Origin of the sequence: Zobellella aerophila (assembly GCF_039539325.1) — a bacterium.
GTDB lineage: Bacteria > Pseudomonadota > Gammaproteobacteria > Enterobacterales > Aeromonadaceae > Oceanimonas > Oceanimonas aerophila.
The window spans coordinates 1-15101 of record NZ_BAABCX010000005.1 but is presented as its reverse complement, the minus strand read 5'-3'; the positions used below and the strand labels follow the sequence as shown (position 1 = coordinate 15101).

The window sequence follows — 15101 nt, the reverse complement described above, 5'->3', positions numbered from 1 at the left end:
CAATGCCAAGGGCTAATGAAATTAAAAAGGGGATGGTGGTCGAGCTGGCGGGTAAGTTGTTGATTGTTCGGGATATCGAAGTGCAAAGCCCGAGTGCTCGTGGCGCCAGCACCCTCTATAAGATGCGTTTCACCGATCTGAAAACCGGCCTCAAGGTGGAAGAACGCTTCAAGGGCGATGAGCTGCTCACCACCATCGACCTGCAGAAACGCACCGTGGTGCTGTCCTATGTCGACGGCGACGACCATATCTTCATGGATACGGAAGACTATACCCAGTACCCGATCCGCAGCAGCGAGATCGCCGAAGAGCTGCTGTTTCTGGATGAAAACACCCGGGATATCCAGGTGATGCTGGTGGATGGCCAAGTGATCGGCCTGGAGCCGCCACAAACCGTGGAAATGACGATTATCGATACCAGCCCGGAGATGAAAGGCGCCTCCGCCTCCGCCCGCACCAAGCCGGCGGTCTTCGCCACCGGGTTGACCATTCAGGTGCCCGAATACCTGAAGATCGGCGATAAGGTCCGCATCCACACGGTCGAGCGCCGTTATATGGGCCGCGCCGACTAAGCTGAAGGAGCCGAACCGTGGCGGAGATACTCCTGCTGGCCAACCTGAACTGCGATCATGTGCTGCTGTTGAACGAGCCCCTGGTGCCGGGCGGCCGTCTGCTGTATCGCGATCAGGGGCGGCGTCTGGGTGGCGGGGCCGCCAACACCGGGGTCGGCCTGTTGTGGGCCGGGCACAAGGTCAATATCGCCTCCCGGGTAGGGCGGGATGACATCGGCGACTGGCTGTGCGCGCAGGCCGATTCGCTCGGGCTGGATATCAGCCATGTCGAGCGTTTCGACGGGGATACCGGCGAACTGCTGATCCTGGTCGACAGCCAGGGGGAGCGCACCATACTGCGCCAGGCGCGCAGTCCGGGGTTGCCCAAGCGGCTGCCGGACAGGGCGGTCGATTGCCTCTATGTCAATGTGGAGGGCTTTGATGCCGCAGCCTATATGGCCCGGATGTGCGCCCATAGCCGGGTGGTCAGCCAGTACCCCAAGGGCGGGTGCGGGCCCCGCCCCTGCCATGTGTTGATCGCCTCGGCGGCCGATCTGAAGGTACAGGGAGAACTCTGGTCCCATGCCCTCTCCTTGGCCGGGGAACGGCTGGAATGGTTGGTGGTGACCCATGGGGAGGGGGGGGCCGAGGCCTTCAGTGCCGACCGTCACCTGCGGGTAGCGGCCCCGGCGGTTGAAGTGGTGGATGCCACCGGCGCCGGCGATGCCTTTGCCGGTGGCCTGATCCATGGCCTAGTGTCGGGTGGTGATATGCAGGCGGCACTGGAGCAGGCCGGTCAGTGGGCGGCCTGTACCCTGTCTTCCCCTACCTCCATACCTTCCGAACATTTGCGTGCCTATCTGGCCAGCTGTGGCTGAAATCCCCCGGCGGCACTGTTAAGCTTGGCTTTTATCCGCTCAGGATCCGGCGATGGAAAACAGTTTTTTTATTACTCTTCTGGCCGCCATGTGGCGTTGGTCGGTGTTTCTGATGTTTCCCTTGTTGGTCATCGTCTACGGCCTGCTGGCGGGAATGCCACTGGCGGATTTTGATAATGGGGTGAATCGGCACAAGTGGTTGATCGCCCTGCTTTATCTGTTCTATGTCGGTATCTGGCTGAAATACAATCCCCGGGTGTCTATGTACCTTGAACGGTGGGGACGCTGATGGCTGAGCTGTGGTTCGGCTATTGGCCCTGGCTGCTGGCCGTCGCCTGTGGGGGGCTGGGCTGGGGTATCGGCAGGCTGCCGATGACGACCCGGCTGCAGTTGCTGGCCCAGGAGCGCCAGCAGCTGAGGACACAGCTGGCAGAAAGCGGCCAGGAACAGCAACGCCTGAACGACCGCCTCGATCAGCAACAGCAGCTGATGATCAAGCTCAATGTCCGGCTCAAGGAATACGAAACCTTGCTGCGCCAGGAGCGGCTGCAGGCGGCGGAGAAGCAGGCCCAGTTTGAGGCTACCGAAGCCCGCCTGGGTCAGCAATTCGAAAACCTGGCCCAACGCATCTTCGAGCAGAAAACCCATAACTTTCGTGAACTGAACCAGACCAGCCTGGATACGGTGCTTTCCCCCCTGCGCGAGCAACTGGAGGGCTTTCGCCGTCATATGCAGGACAGCTATGCGGACGAGAGCCGGCAGCGGCACAGCCTCAAATTTGAGATTGAACGGCTGGCCGGGCTGCATCAGCAGATGAGCGCCGACACCCAGGCACTGACCCGGGCTCTGAAGGGGGACAGTAAGCAGCAGGGCAACTGGGGCGAGGTGGTGCTTGCCCGGGTGTTGAGCGAGTCGGGCCTGCGTGAAGGTCATGAATACAGCACCCAGCTCAGCCTGAACAACGCCGACGGCAAGCGCTATCAGCCGGATGTGGTGGTTCATCTGCCCCATGACAAGGACATCATCATCGACGCCAAGGTGTCGCTGACCGCCTACGAGCGTTATTTCAACGGCGAGCGGCAGGCCGAGCGGGAGCAGGCGCTGCGCGAGCACTTGGCCTCGGTGCGCGGCCATATCCGCGAGCTGGGTCGCAAGGATTACCAGCATCTGCAAGGGGTGCGCACCCTGGATTATGTGCTGATGTTTGTCGCCGTCGAGCCGGCCTTCCTGGTAGCGGTGGAGGCGGACCCCGGCCTGGTGAAATACGCCCTCGACCATAATATCCTGCTGGTCAGCCCCACCAACCTGCTGGTGGCCCTGCGCACCATAGACAACCTGTGGCGGGTCGAACGGCAGAATCAGAATGCCCGTAAGATTGCCGAATCTGCAGGTAAGATCTACGAAAAGCTGCGCCTGTTCACGGAAGACATGGAAACGGTCGGCAGCGCGTTGCAACGGGCCGAGGACAGCTACCAGAAGGCGATGAAAAAACTGGTCAGCGGTCGCGGCAACCTGATCCGCCAGGCGGAGGCCTTTCGCGAGCTGGGGGTGGAAGTCAGCAAGCCGCTGCCCGAGCATTTACGGGAAGCGGCGGCCGAGGAAGGGGAGCCGGCCCGGTTGGACAGGTGGGCCTGAGCAACCGGATCAGAGGAAGAAGGGGCTGGGCTGGAACAGCCGCTCCACTTCCGGGATAAACTTCTTATCGACCAGAAACATTACCACATGGTCGTTTTGTTCGATCACCGTCTTATCATGGGCGATCAGCACTTCTTCGCCACGCACTATGGCGCCTATGGTGGTGCCCGGCGGCAGCTTCAGCTCGCCTACCTGGCGGCCGACCACCTTGGAAGTGGCGCTGTCGCCGTGGGCGATGGCCTCGATGGCTTCCGCCGCCCCCCTGCGCAGGGAGTAGACGTTTACGATGTCGGCCCGGCGCACATGGGTCAGCAGGGCGGAGATGGTGGTCTGCTGCGGGGATATGGCCACGTCTATGCTGCCGCCCTGCACCAGATCCACATAGGCACCGCGCTGGATCAGCACCATCACCTTGCGCGCGCCCATCTTCTTGGCCAGCATGGCGGACATGATATTGGCCTCGTCTTCGTTGGTGAGCGCGATAAACACATCCACCTGATCGATATGCTCTTCCAGCAGCAGTTCCTGATCCGAGGCGTCGCCACAGAAGACGATGGTGTGTTCCAGCATTTCCGACAGCAGCTCGGCCCGCCTGGGATTGCGTTCGATCAACTTGACCGAATAGCGTTTTTCCAGCCGGCGCGCCAGGCCGGCGCCGATATTGCCGCCGCCCACTATCATGATGCGTTTGTAGTCGCTTTCCAGCCGTTGCAGTTCCGACATCACCGCCCGGATATGGCCGCTGGCGGCGACGAAGAACACCTCGTCGTCGGCCTCGATAATGGTGGTGCCCTGGGGACGGATGGGTCTGTCCTGGCGGAAGATGGCTGCGACCCGGGTGTCGATGTTGGGCATATGGTCGCGCAGGGTGGACAGGGCGTTGCCCACCAGGGGGCCGCCGTAATAGGCTTTGATGGCCACCAGGCCGACCTTGCCTTCGGCGAAGTCCACCACCTGCAAGGCCCCCGGATATTGGATCAGCCGGTAGATGTACTCGGTGACCAGTTGTTCGGGGGCGATCAGGTGATCCACCGGCATCGCCTCGTTGAGGAACAACCGCTCGCGCTCGACCAGGAACTCGTGGGAGCGGATGCGGGCCACCTTGTTGGGGGTGTTGAACAAAGAGTAGGCAACCTGGCAGGCGATCATGTTGGTTTCATCGCTGTTGGTCACCGCCACCAGCATGTCCGCATCCTGGGCCCCGGCTTCCCGCAGCACCCGGGGGAAGGAGCCGTGGCCGGTGACCACCCGCAGATCATATTTATCCTGGAGTTCCCGCAGGCGCTCCGGATCCGTGTCGACTATGGTGATGTCGTTTTTTTCACCCACCAGGTTTTCCGCCAGGGTACCGCCGACCTGGCCTGCGCCCAGGATAATGATCTTCATGGTTTTTTACTCAGTTTGGCGTAGTAGAAACCGTCTCTCTGCTCGCTCCCCGGCAACAGCTGCCAGCCGGGCGTCTCGACGGTATCGGCCCGGTGCAGGGGCATCAGCTCGGCATCTGGGGTGCGTTCCAGGAAGGCGCGGATCTGGGTCGTATTTTCATCGGGCAGTATCGAGCAGGTGGCGTACAGCAGGATGCCACCAGGTTTCAGCCGGGCCCAGAGCGCGTCCAGGATCTGCCGCTGCAGGGCGGCGAGCCGGGCGATATCCTCGGGTCGCCTCAGCCATTTGATGTCGGGATGGCGGCGGATGACACCGGTGGCCGAGCAGGGGGCGTCCAGCAGGATGCGATCGAACAGGCCGTCCTGCCACCAGTCCTGCGGCCGAGCCGCATCGCCTTGCAGCACGGTGGCGTCCAGGCCGATGCGGCTCAGGTTCTGGCTGACCCGTTCCAGCCGGTCTGCATCCAGATCCACGGCCACCAGTCGGGCTAGGGCGGGCTGGCGTTCGAGGATATGGGCGGTCTTGCCGCCGGGGGCGGCGCAGGCATCCAGGATCAGCTCATTCGGCGCGGCGTCAAGCAACTGGGCCGCCATCTGTGCCGCGGCATCCTGGACCGAGCAGTGGCCCTGCTCGAAGCCGGGCAGCAGGGCGACGTCCAGCGGCTTTTCCAGGCGCAGGGCCGAGTCGGCCAGGTTGTCCGGATGGGCGGGGATGCCGGCGTCCTGCAGCCGAGCCAGGTAATGTTCGCGGTCGCCGTGGCGGGCATTGACCCTTATCCACATGGGAGGATGGCAGTTATTGGCTTCCAGCACGGCCTGCCATTGCTCGGGGTAGGCCTGTTGCAGCCGCTTGACCAGCCAGTTGGGGTGGGCCAGGCGCAGCTGCGGCAGTTGATCGACCTTGGCCTCCAGCTCGGCCTGCCGACGCTGTACATTGCGCAGCACGCCATTGACCATGCCCTTGAAAGCCTCGCCCTTGAGCAGCTTGCAGGCACCGACGGTTTCGGCCAGCGCCGCATGGCCCGGCACCCGGGTATAGAGCAATTGGTAGATGCCCACCAGTATCAGCGCATGGATCGGCTGATATTTGCCCTTCAGGGGTTTTTCCATCAGCTGCTTGGCGATGGCATCGAGTCGGCTGTACCAGCGCAGGGTGCCGAAGCACAGTTCCTGCAGCAGGCCCCTGTCTTTGGGAGCCATCTGTGGCAGATAGAGTGGCAGCAGGCTGGACAGGGATTGCCCCTGGTTGATCACCTGATGGACAATTTTGGCGGCAGTGGCACGCGTTTTCATAGAAATTCCGTATTGGACTTATTATTCAGCGAGTCGGGTGCCGGGTTCAAACCAGTCGCGGCGGGCGTTGAGCAGATCCTGGCAGGACATGGCCCGTTTGCCCGGGGGTTGCAGGCTGAGCAGGCGCAGGACGCCGTTGCCGGTGGCCACATCTATGCCGGCCCTGGAAGCGGCGATAACGGTACCGGGCGGCTGCCCGGCCGGTTCATCGAGCACCTCTGCCTGCCAGACCTTGATGTTGTGCTCCCCCAGCCGGAAATAGCTGATCGGCCAGGGATTGAAGGCACGAATGCAACGTTCCAGCATGGTCGCCGGCTGTTGCCAGTCGAGCAGGGCTTCTTCCTTGGACAGCTTGTCCGCATAGTTGGCCTGGCTGTCATCCTGGGGCCGGGCCCGGGCGGTGCCGCCGACCAGCGCCTGCAGGGTGTCGAGCAGGCCAACCGGACCCAGCTCGGCCAGTTTCTCATAGAGGCTGGCGGAGGTGTCGGCGGGGGTGATCGGCAGGCTCAGGGTATGCAGCATGTCGCCGGTGTCCAGCCCCTCGTCCATCTGCATTATGGTCACCCCGGTGACAGTGTCTCCGGCCCAGATGGATCTTTGTATGGGGGCGGCACCGCGCCAGCGGGGCAGCAGGGAGCCATGCACATTGATACAGCCCAGGCGGGGAGTGTCCAGCACCGCCTTGGGCAGGATCAGGCCATAGGCCACCACCACCATGATGTCGGCGTTAAGTGCCGCCAGTTGTTGCAGGGCCTCGGCCTGGCGCAGGCTGGCGGGCTGATGGACGGGGATCCCGGCCTGTTCGGCCAATATCTTCACCGGGCTGGGCGTCAGCTTCTTACCGCGTCCGGCCGGGCGATCGGGCTGGGTATAAACGGCGATAACATTGTGTTCCGAGGTCAGCAGGGCTTGCAGGTGGCGGGCGGCAAAATCCGGGGTCCCGGCGAAGATAATGTTGAGCTTGCTCAATGGGCGTCCTTAATCAGGCGTAACGTTGGTCTTGCTTGGCGAGTTTTTCCATCTTCTGGCGGATCCGCTGCCGTTTCAGCGGCGAGAGGTAATCGACAAACAACTTGCCCATCAGGTGATCCATCTCGTGTTGAATGCAGATGGCCAGCAGATCGTCAGCGATCAGCTCGAAGGACTTACCGTGGCGGTCCTGGGCGCGAATCTTTACCCATTCGGATCTGGGTACCAGGGCACGGCAACCGGGTATAGACAGGCAACCTTCTTCGATGCCGGTGCTGCCGCCCTGCTCCAGGATTTCAGGGTTGATCAGTACCAGGGGGTCATCACGGTTTTCCGATACGTCTATCACTATCAGGCGCTGGTGAACATCCACCTGGGTGGCGGCCAGGCCAATCCCTTCTTCCGCGTACATGGTTTCAAACATATCATCTACAATGTGCTGTAAAGCGGGGGTGATTTCGCCAATCGGGGCAGCCACGGTACGCAGGCGCTCATCGGGAAATCGTAACACTTCTAATACTTTTGCCATGGTCACTATGCTTTTTTAAAGGCGAATACAGACAGTATTTTAGACATTTCATACCATAAAAAACAGCAAGACTTAGCGTAAGGACAAGGATGGCCATGAAACTAAGACCTATATTGCTTGTTGGTTTGCTTGTCGGCTGTGGTTTCAGCCTGCAGGCTGAAACCCTGGCCCTTAAAGACGGCTATCCCAGCAGCTACCGGGTCAAGAAGGGGGATACCCTGTGGGATATCTCGGCCCACTTCCTGCGTTCACCCTGGCTCTGGCCCAGGCTGTGGCAGGCTAACCCCCAGGTGTCCAACCCTCACCTTATCTATCCCGGTGACCTGTTGACCCTGATCTGGGTCGATGGCCAGCCCAGGCTGGTGCGTGAGCCGCCGACGGGCAACAGGGTGCGGCTGTCGCCTAGAGTGCGGATAGAGTCAGCCATCCCGACCATCTCCTATGCCTCCATTGCCAGCTTTACCGACAGCCAGCACATGGTGGCGCCTTCGGCCCTGAACGACATGCCCTATGTCCTGGGGGATGAAGATGGCCGCAGCATGATGGTGCCGGGCCGGCAGGTCCATGTGCGTGGTACCCTCAAGGACGGTGAGTTGTATGCGGTGTATCGTCCGGCCGATGTGGTACTGGATAATTACAGCGGCGAGCCCCTCGCCCAGAAAGCCACATTGGTGGGCACACTGACGGTGGCTGCCCAGCTGGATAATCAAACGGCGATTGCCGATATCAGCAGCCTGAAGCAAGACATGCGTCAGGGGGATAGGGTGCTGCCGCTACCATCCCAAGAAGCGATAGCGGTGTTTTATTATCCCCACCCTGGACCCAGTCTTGCCCAATCCCATGTGGTGACTATGGGCCGGGAGGACAGTATCGCTGGCAAGAACAGCGTTGTGTTTATCAATAAGGGCCAGCGCGATGGTATCCAGTCGGGAGATCTGTACAGCGTGATGAAACCCGGCCCCGGGGTGTATGACAATAGCGGATACCACCAGGGCGAGCCGCTATACAGCGACTCGGCCAGCCTGTACCAGCGGCTGGTAGGACAGCCTGAGCGCCTGCCGGCCAAGCCCATAGCCCGGCTGATGGTGTTCAAGGTATATGACAAGCTGAGTGCCGCACTGGTGTTGGATAGTGAGGATATGATCCGCATCGGTTATCCCATCGGCAAGGTGAAGGATGCCGGGCCCGGGTCTTGAACAGCATCCGTTACTGCCCTGGCTGGCGTTGCATGCTGCGCCCGGTATGGGGCCGGTAACCGCCAGAAAGCTGCTGCGGCGACTGGGGGAAACCTGGTATCGTGATCCGGCCGCGCTGCGCGAGACCGGCTTGTCCGAGGAACTGCTTACCTTGTTATTAACCCCCCGCCAGGCTCTACTGGCGCGGTTGCTGGCCTGGCAGGATGCCGCCGATGGGCGTTACATCCTAACCCAGGCCGATGCCGCTTATCCCCCCCTGTTAAAAAACCTGCATGATGCCCCCCTGATGCTGTTTGTCGAGGGAGAGTTGAATGCCTTGTCCTGTCATCAGGTCGCGGTGGTGGGCTCACGGCAGCCTTCCTATGTGGGCCGTGAAAATACCAAAAACCTGGTACCGCAGTTGGTGCAGGCCGGCGCAGCCATCACTTCGGGGTTGGCGCTGGGAGTTGATGGACTGAGTCATAGGGCCGCCCTGGACGCCGGCGGTACCACCCTGGCGGTATTGGGCTCTGGGCTGGAACAATGTTATCCCAAACGCCACCAGGCTCTGGCGGCAGAAATTTGCGCCCGGGGTGGTACCCTGATTTCCGAGTTTGAACCCTGGGTGCGGCCGCTTGCCCATCATTTTCCCCGACGTAATCGCATTATCAGCGGGCTGAGCCTGGGGGTGTTGGTGATCGAAGCTACCGAGCGCAGCGGCTCACTGATCACTGCCCAGTTTGCCTTGGAGCAGGGCCGGGAGGTATTCGCCATTCCCGGTGCCTGGCAAAATCCCCAGGCGGCAGGTTGTAACCGGCTGATCCAGCAAGGTGCCAAGCTGGTCTGTTGCGTGGCGGATATTGTCGATGAGCTGACGGAGTTTTCGTTGGCGGCGATAAAAATTCATCCGTCTGCAACGGTCGAAACATTGCCTTATCCGGACTTGTTGGATAACGTAGGAATAGAGGCAACGGCTGTGGACTTGATCGCGTCCCGTTGTCAACAGCCGGTGCAAGAGGTCGTTACCCGGTTGGTCGAGCTGGAATTGGCTGGCTGGGTGGAGGCTGTACCCGGGGGTTATGTCAGAGCGAGGAGGAGCTGATCATGTTCGATGTACTTATGTACTTGTTCGAAACCTATATCCATACGGATGTAGACGCCATGGTAGATCAGGAAGAACTCGCCGATGAATTGACTCAGGCGGGCTTTCATAAAGAAGAAATTCTGAAGGCACTGGCGTGGCTGGAGCGTCTGGCGGCGTTGCAGGAAGTCGATGAGATGCCTGTCTGGACCAGATCCGCCCCCGATTCATTCCGTATCTACACCCAGGAAGAGCTGTATAAACTGGATGCCGAAGGCCGCGGTTTCCTGCTGTTTCTGGAGCAAATCAAGGTGCTCAATGCTGAAACCCGTGAGATAGTGATCGATCGGGTGATGGAGTTGGACTCGTCGGTGATCGAGCTGGACGACCTCAAGTGGGTCATCCTTATGGTGCTGTTCAATGTACCTGGCAGCGAGTCGGCTTACCATCAGCTGGAAGAGTTGATCTTCGAGCAGCCGGAGGGATTGATTCACTGACAGCCGCAGCGCTGCTAGAATTCGGCTTCTGAATTCGGAGTCGCGGTATGTCCAAAATAGATCACAGCCTGTTCAGCACCCATGGGTCGGCCCAGGAGTGGGCCTCTGAACCTTGCCCTCAATGCGGCGGCAAGCTGCAGTTGCGCCATGGTAAACATGGCGCCTTCCTGGGTTGTGCATCTTACCCCGCCTGTGATTACCTGCGTCCATTGAAAGTGATCGAGCACGATCAGGATGTGGAGAAAGTGCTCGAGGGCAGTGAATGTCCTTCCTGCGGCCATGCCCTGGCCATGAAAAAAGGCCGTTTTGGCCTCTTTATCGGTTGCACCCGGTTTCCCGCTTGTCGCTATGTGGCCGATCTCAATGAGCCGAATGCCGTGGAGCCCGCCTGCCCCGCTTGCCGAGAGGGCCAGCTGGTCGCGCGCACTTCTCGCTACGGCAAACGCTTCTATGCCTGCAACCGTTACCCGGGCTGTCGCTTCGTGGTGAATGATCGGCCCCTGGCCGAGCCCTGTCCCGAGTGCGGCTATGGCATATTGGTGGAACGCAAGGGACAGATACTTTGTCCCAGGAAAGGCTGCGGTTATCATCGTTGATCCCACATACCTTCGTTGGAGCCAGAGAGCGAATCATGACTAACCAAGCCATCCTGACTGCGGTATCCCACCTGGAACAGGGCGGGGTGATCGCCTATGCCACGGAAGCGGTATTTGGACTGGGCTGTGATCCCGATAACCAGGAGGCGGTCAACAGGCTGCTGACCATTAAACAAAGACCGGTGGAAAAGGGGCTGATCCTGATCGCCGCCGATTTCAGCCAATTGTTGTCGTATCTGGATCTTGATGCCTTACCCGAAGGCCGACTGGCCGACATACTGGCGAGCTGGCCCGGACCCAATACCTGGGTCATGCCCGCTAAATCAGAAGTACCCGCTTGGCTTAGGGGACAATTTGACTCCCTGGCGGTGCGGGTCTCTGCCCATCCGCAAGTGCGGGATCTGTGCCTGGCATTTGGCCGGCCCCTGGTATCAACCAGCGCCAATTTAACCGGGCAGGCACCGGGGCGGACCTCGGCCGAGGTTCAGGCCCAGCTTGGCCAACTTCTGGATTATATCCTGGAGGGTGACACCGGCGGACGAGCCAACCCCTCACAGATCAGGGACGCGCGGACCGGCGCCATCGTCCGTCCGGCCTAGCAAAAGATTAAGGAATAATAATGAGTCATCAACCGGATTCACACGCAGTTAAACAATTCTTGCTGGCCTTGCAGGATCAGATTTGTGACGCCTTGGCTGCGGCCGATGGTCAAGGGCAATTCATCGAAGACAGCTGGACCCGGGAAGAGGGCGGCGGTGGTCGCAGCCGGGTTTTGCAAAACGGGGCCGTCATCGAGCAGGGAGGGGTGAATTTTTCCCATGTGTATGGGGCTACCATGCCGGCCTCGGCGACGGCTCACAGACCGGAGCTGGCCGGACGTTCATTTGAGGCCATGGGTGTTTCCCTGGTGATTCATCCTCGTAACCCTTATGTGCCGACCAGCCATGCCAATGTCCGCTTTTTTATTGCAGAAAAAGAGGGTGAAGCCCCGGTCTGGTGGTTTGGTGGCGGCTTTGACCTGACCCCGTTCTACCCCTTCGAAGAGGATTGCCGGCATTGGCATGGGGTGGCGAAAGAGTTGTGCGAGCCCTTCGGTGAGCAGGTCTATCCCGAATACAAGTCCTGGTGCGATCGTTATTTTTATCTGCAACACAGAGATGAAACCCGGGGTGTGGGCGGCCTGTTCTTCGATGATCTGAATCAGTGGCCTTTTGAGCAGTGTTTTTCTTTTATGCAGGCCGTGGGAAGGGGCTATTTGGATGCCTATCTGCCGATCATCGCCAAGCGCAAGGACAGCCCCTATGGTGAGCGAGAGAGGCAGTTTCAGCTCTATCGCCGGGGCCGTTACGTGGAGTTCAATCTGGTCTACGACAGGGGCACCCTGTTTGGTTTGCAGACCGGCGGCCGTACCGAGTCCATCTTGATGTCGATGCCGCCCCTGGCCCGCTGGCAGTATAACTGGCAGCCGGAGCCGGGGTCGGCAGAAGCCCGGTTGCAGGCCTTTTTAATCCCCAGGGACTGGGGTTAGTCCCGCTCCTTGGGGAGAGGTGCCGAACAGTTCGATGACAGTATCGATCAACGCCTGGCGCTCGCCGCCGGGCAGGTAGGCGGCATAGACCTCACGGGTGATGGGCGGGGCATCCGCCACTATATGGAGCTGTTCCCGATAGTGATGGAGCATGGATGTCGGCAGAAAGGCGCTGCCGCCATGGTACAAGAGGTAATCCAGGGCGATGCGTAACGCCCCCGTATGTAACAGCGGGGGCGTGTTGGTATTGAACAGCTTGGCGTGCTGGGTGTTGAAGGCGGTGCCCCAGTCTATACGCACATAGTCTTGGGCCATGGCGCTGGCCGCATCCAGTCCGGGGGAAGTTGAAACCAGCTGTAGCGCCATGGTATGGAGGGCGACATGGGTCACGCCTTCGATGCGGGCCGGATCGGTTAAAAAGGCCAGGTCCAGGGTCCGGCCCAGCAGGGCCCGGGTCATTTGCTCTGGGGTGCGGATATCTGCTCGTAAAGAGAGTGCCGGTAGTTCGCAATAAAGACGATGCAGCCCCTCCTGCAGGTAGGCGTCCCACAGGTTGGCGGTGCCGGCCACCGCTAGTTGCTGGGTCTGACGCTCACTCAACGCCACTTCATGTTGTGCCCGGGCCCAGGCAAGCAGCATGGATTCGGCATGAGGGATCAGGGCTTCACCCGATGAGGTTAGCTGGATATTGTTACGCAAGCGGGTGAACAGGGTGACCCCCAGCTGGCTTTCCAGCTGGCGGATACGAAAGCTGACCGCAGAGGGTGTCAGATATAAATGTTCGGCAGCCTTACCAAAGTGACGGGTACGTGATACTTCGAGAAAGGTTTTTAAGAGTTCGGTATCCAAGGTCAACCATAAATTTTTGTTTGTTAGCGCAAAATTTATTCATTTTAGCGTTGAATGCAACTAAAAAAGTTAAAAAATGGCAATATGGTCGTTGATATCCCCCGTATTGTCGTCGCTCCTGCCAAACAGGCTACGAGTTTCAGCTTTAACCACGAGAGTTTTCATGGACAGATATGCAGTCTTCGGGCATCCCATCAGCCACAGCCAATCGCCTTTTATACATGGCCTGTTTGCCGAGCAAACCGAGCAAGCCTTAAGTTATGAGCGGATCCTCGCTCCCCTGGACGACTTCAGGGGTAGCCTGACCTGTTTTTGGCGCCAGGGTGGCAAAGGTTGTAACGTCACAGTGCCTTTCAAGACGGAAGCGTTTGAGATGGCGGATGAGCTGACCGAACGTGCTCGCCTGGCTGGAGCGGTCAATACCTTGCAACTGCTGCCGGATGGACGCGTGTTGGGTGACAATACCGATGGTGCCGGTCTAGTGAGCGATCTTAAACGCCTGGGAGTCGAGCTTGCCGGTAAACGAATTTTGCTGCTGGGGGCGGGAGGGGCCGCGAGAGGAGCCCTAAGCCCCCTGTTGGCCGAGCAGCCTGCAGAAATCCTCGTGGCCAACCGTACCAGGACGAAGGCTGAGCAGCTGGGTGAGCAGTTTGCCCATCTGGGACAGATTCAGGGTTGTGATTTCGGTGAGATAACCGGAAGTTTCGATGTCATTATCAACAGCACCTCTGCCAGCCTGCAGGGAGAAATGCCCGCCATTCCGGCTTCGGCTTGCCGTTCCGACACCCAGGTCTACGATATGATGTATGGTAAAGAAGAAACGGTATTTCTGGCCTGGGCCAGAAGTTTGGGTGTCCAGAGCCGCTTCGATGGCTTGGGCATGCTGGTTGGCCAGGCCGCCGAGAGCTTTTATCTGTGGCGCGGGGTTCTGCCGCGGGTGACGCCCGTGTTGTCGGCCTTGCGCGCCAAAATGGAGTTGCCGTCTACATGAACCAGGATATTGTGATTGTCGATGATCAATGCTGGCAAGCAGCCGAGCAGAGGATCACCTTTACCGCCCATTGGCAGGGAAGACTGGTATCTTGCTATGTGAGCAAACACCGGCTGGAGCATATGACCGGTCTGCCCCTGAATGATGAAGCCGGTATCTTGCTGGCATTCGAGTCGGTTCGCTTTGATATTGAAGAGCTGGTGGCGCTTAAGATAGAAGAAGAAGAGTTTGCCCCCGATGGCGGAGTTTACCTTTGAGCCATGTTGTTTAATCCTTCCCGGGGGACCCTGTCAGTAACCCGGGAAAACCACTCAATTGAGCATCACGCCTCGCCTTGCTGTGCCAGATAATCCTCTTTTAACTCCACATAATTGTTCGCCGAGGTGAGCAGGAAAGCCTTTTCCTTGTCGGTCAGCGCTCGAGTTTGTTTGGCCGGTGAGCCTACATACAGATAGCCGGATACCAGTCGCTTCCCGGGCGGCACCAGGCTGCCGGCACCGATCATGACATCGTCTTCCACCACGGCACCGTCGAGAATGATACAGCCCATACCGACCAGCACCCGGTTACCGATGGTGCAGGCATGCAGCATCACCTTATGGCCTATGGTGACATCCTCACCGATCAACAAAGGCACCCCGTCGGGGAGGGCGGCGCTTTTACGGGTGAGATGCAGGATGCTGCCATCCTGGATGTTGGTACGTGCGCCGATACGGATATAGTTGACGTCACCCCGGGCAGCCACCAGTGGCCAGATGCTGGCATCGTCGCCCAGTTCAATGTCGCCATAGAGCACGGCGGAAGGTTCAATAAAGACCCTTTTCCCGAGTTTTGGTTTAATTCCCCGATAACTTCCTAAATTGTTGTTCATTTTTATGCTCCCAAGATGTGTGGCTGGTGAATCCAAGAAGCCTATTTTAAAGGCTTGAATGATAAAAACGAGCCCGCCATGTGCATAAACCTGTGGCTAAGCTGTGCTTTTGCTTGGAGTATAAGCAAACGCAGTCCAAAGTTCTGTTTTTCACAAAAAAGCCCTTGCGCAAAAATCGCGGCTCCCTATAATGCGCATCCACTGACACGGGGCAAGCCGCTCACGGTCACAAGCAGAAAAAGAACATCATTCACTGCTTGACGAACACAACGG

At 59.2% G+C, this 15101-nt stretch carries 18 protein-coding genes; 12 read left to right on the top strand and 6 right to left on the bottom strand.

All coding sequences use genetic code 11. The features are described from left to right. Nucleotides 1–2 precede the first annotated feature (2 nt). The 4 genes from efpL to rmuC are packed head-to-tail and all read left to right on the top strand — an operon-like array spanning nt 3 to nt 3064. The gene (efpL, locus tag ABD806_RS14910) at nt 3–572 is read left to right on the top strand and encodes an elongation factor P-like protein EfpL (protein WP_344959437.1); all 570 of its coding nucleotides are present in this window, start codon (nt 3–5) and stop codon (nt 570–572) included. Nucleotides 573–589: 17 nt separating this feature from the next. After that, nucleotides 590–1429, top strand: coding sequence for a PfkB family carbohydrate kinase (locus tag ABD806_RS14905; RefSeq protein ID WP_344959435.1), 840 nt, complete (start codon nt 590–592; stop codon nt 1427–1429). A 52-nt stretch (nt 1430–1481) separates the two neighbouring features. After that, nucleotides 1482–1718 carry a hypothetical protein gene (locus tag ABD806_RS14900; protein ID WP_344959432.1) on the top strand — a complete coding sequence of 79 codons (237 nt, stop codon included), beginning with the start codon at nt 1482–1484 and terminating at the stop codon, nt 1716–1718. Further along, entirely contained in the window at nt 1718–3064 is a 1347-nt protein-coding gene (gene rmuC, locus ABD806_RS14895; RefSeq protein ID WP_344959430.1) for a DNA recombination protein RmuC, read from the top strand. The genes ABD806_RS14900 and rmuC overlap by 1 nt, the downstream gene beginning before the upstream one ends. Before the next feature lie 9 nt (nt 3065–3073). Here rmuC and trkA read toward each other — a convergent pair whose 3' ends face one another. The 4 genes from trkA to def are packed head-to-tail and all read right to left on the bottom strand — an operon-like array spanning nt 3074 to nt 7240. Continuing rightward, on the bottom strand, nt 3074–4450 hold the full coding sequence (trkA, locus tag ABD806_RS14890; RefSeq protein ID WP_344959428.1) for a Trk system potassium transporter TrkA: 1377 nt from the start codon (nt 4448–4450) through the stop codon (nt 3074–3076). Then, a complete protein-coding gene (gene rsmB / locus ABD806_RS14885; protein WP_344959426.1) occupies nt 4447–5742 on the bottom strand; it encodes a 16S rRNA (cytosine(967)-C(5))-methyltransferase RsmB in 1296 nt (431 codons plus the stop codon). Before rsmB ends, trkA begins: the two co-directional genes overlap by 4 nt. A 21-nt stretch (nt 5743–5763) precedes the next feature. After that, nucleotides 5764–6711: a methionyl-tRNA formyltransferase gene (gene fmt / locus ABD806_RS14880; RefSeq protein ID WP_344959424.1), complete on the bottom strand. Its 948-nt coding sequence runs from the start codon at nt 6709–6711 to the stop codon at nt 5764–5766. Between the two features lie 13 nt (nt 6712–6724). Then, complete coding sequence (gene def / locus ABD806_RS14875) at nt 6725–7240, bottom strand: peptide deformylase (protein WP_344959422.1); 516 nt, start codon at nt 7238–7240, stop codon at nt 6725–6727. A 95-nt stretch (nt 7241–7335) separates the two neighbouring features. On the opposite strand from def, the gene ABD806_RS14870 reads away from it, so the two are divergent. From ABD806_RS14870 to hemF, 6 genes are read left to right on the top strand one after another with little or no spacing between them, the layout of a single operon-like run. Continuing rightward, a complete protein-coding gene (locus tag ABD806_RS14870) occupies nt 7336–8436 on the top strand; it encodes a LysM peptidoglycan-binding domain-containing protein (protein WP_344959420.1) in 1101 nt (366 codons plus the stop codon). Beyond that, nucleotides 8417–9517, top strand: coding sequence for a DNA-processing protein DprA (dprA, locus tag ABD806_RS14865; protein ID WP_344959418.1), 1101 nt, complete (start codon nt 8417–8419; stop codon nt 9515–9517). Before ABD806_RS14870 ends, dprA begins: the two co-directional genes overlap by 20 nt. A gap of 2 nt (nt 9518–9519) precedes the next feature. Further along, entirely contained in the window at nt 9520–9993 is a 474-nt protein-coding gene (locus ABD806_RS14860) for a DUF494 family protein (protein WP_344959416.1), read from the top strand. Nucleotides 9994–10040: 47 nt separating this feature from the next. Further along, nucleotides 10041–10589 (top strand): DNA topoisomerase family protein, encoded by a 549-nt coding sequence (locus ABD806_RS14855; RefSeq protein ID WP_344959414.1) that lies wholly within the window; start codon nt 10041–10043, stop codon nt 10587–10589. A 35-nt stretch (nt 10590–10624) separates the two neighbouring features. Beyond that, a complete protein-coding gene (tsaC, locus tag ABD806_RS14850) occupies nt 10625–11188 on the top strand; it encodes an L-threonylcarbamoyladenylate synthase type 1 TsaC (protein ID WP_344959412.1) in 564 nt (187 codons plus the stop codon). A 20-nt stretch (nt 11189–11208) separates the two neighbouring features. Then, nucleotides 11209–12117 carry an oxygen-dependent coproporphyrinogen oxidase gene (hemF, locus tag ABD806_RS14845; protein ID WP_344959411.1) on the top strand — a complete coding sequence of 303 codons (909 nt, stop codon included), beginning with the start codon at nt 11209–11211 and terminating at the stop codon, nt 12115–12117. On the opposite strand, the gene hdfR is transcribed toward hemF, so the two are convergent. Next, nucleotides 12094–12966 (bottom strand): HTH-type transcriptional regulator HdfR, encoded by an 873-nt coding sequence (hdfR, locus tag ABD806_RS14840; RefSeq protein ID WP_344959409.1) that lies wholly within the window; start codon nt 12964–12966, stop codon nt 12094–12096. The genes hemF and hdfR overlap by 24 nt on opposite strands. 163 nt (nt 12967–13129) lie before the next feature. On the opposite strand from hdfR, the gene aroE reads away from it, so the two are divergent. Further along, a complete protein-coding gene (gene aroE / locus ABD806_RS14835; protein ID WP_344959407.1) occupies nt 13130–13957 on the top strand; it encodes a shikimate dehydrogenase in 828 nt (275 codons plus the stop codon). Next, nucleotides 13954–14214 (top strand): DUF1488 family protein, encoded by a 261-nt coding sequence (locus ABD806_RS14830; RefSeq protein ID WP_344959405.1) that lies wholly within the window; start codon nt 13954–13956, stop codon nt 14212–14214. Before aroE ends, ABD806_RS14830 begins: the two co-directional genes overlap by 4 nt. Nucleotides 14215–14279: 65 nt before the next feature. Here the strand turns inward: ABD806_RS14830 and ABD806_RS14825 are convergent, their stop codons facing one another. After that, on the bottom strand, nt 14280–14828 hold the full coding sequence (locus ABD806_RS14825) for a gamma carbonic anhydrase family protein (protein ID WP_344959403.1): 549 nt from the start codon (nt 14826–14828) through the stop codon (nt 14280–14282). Nucleotides 14829–15101 lie beyond the last annotated feature (273 nt).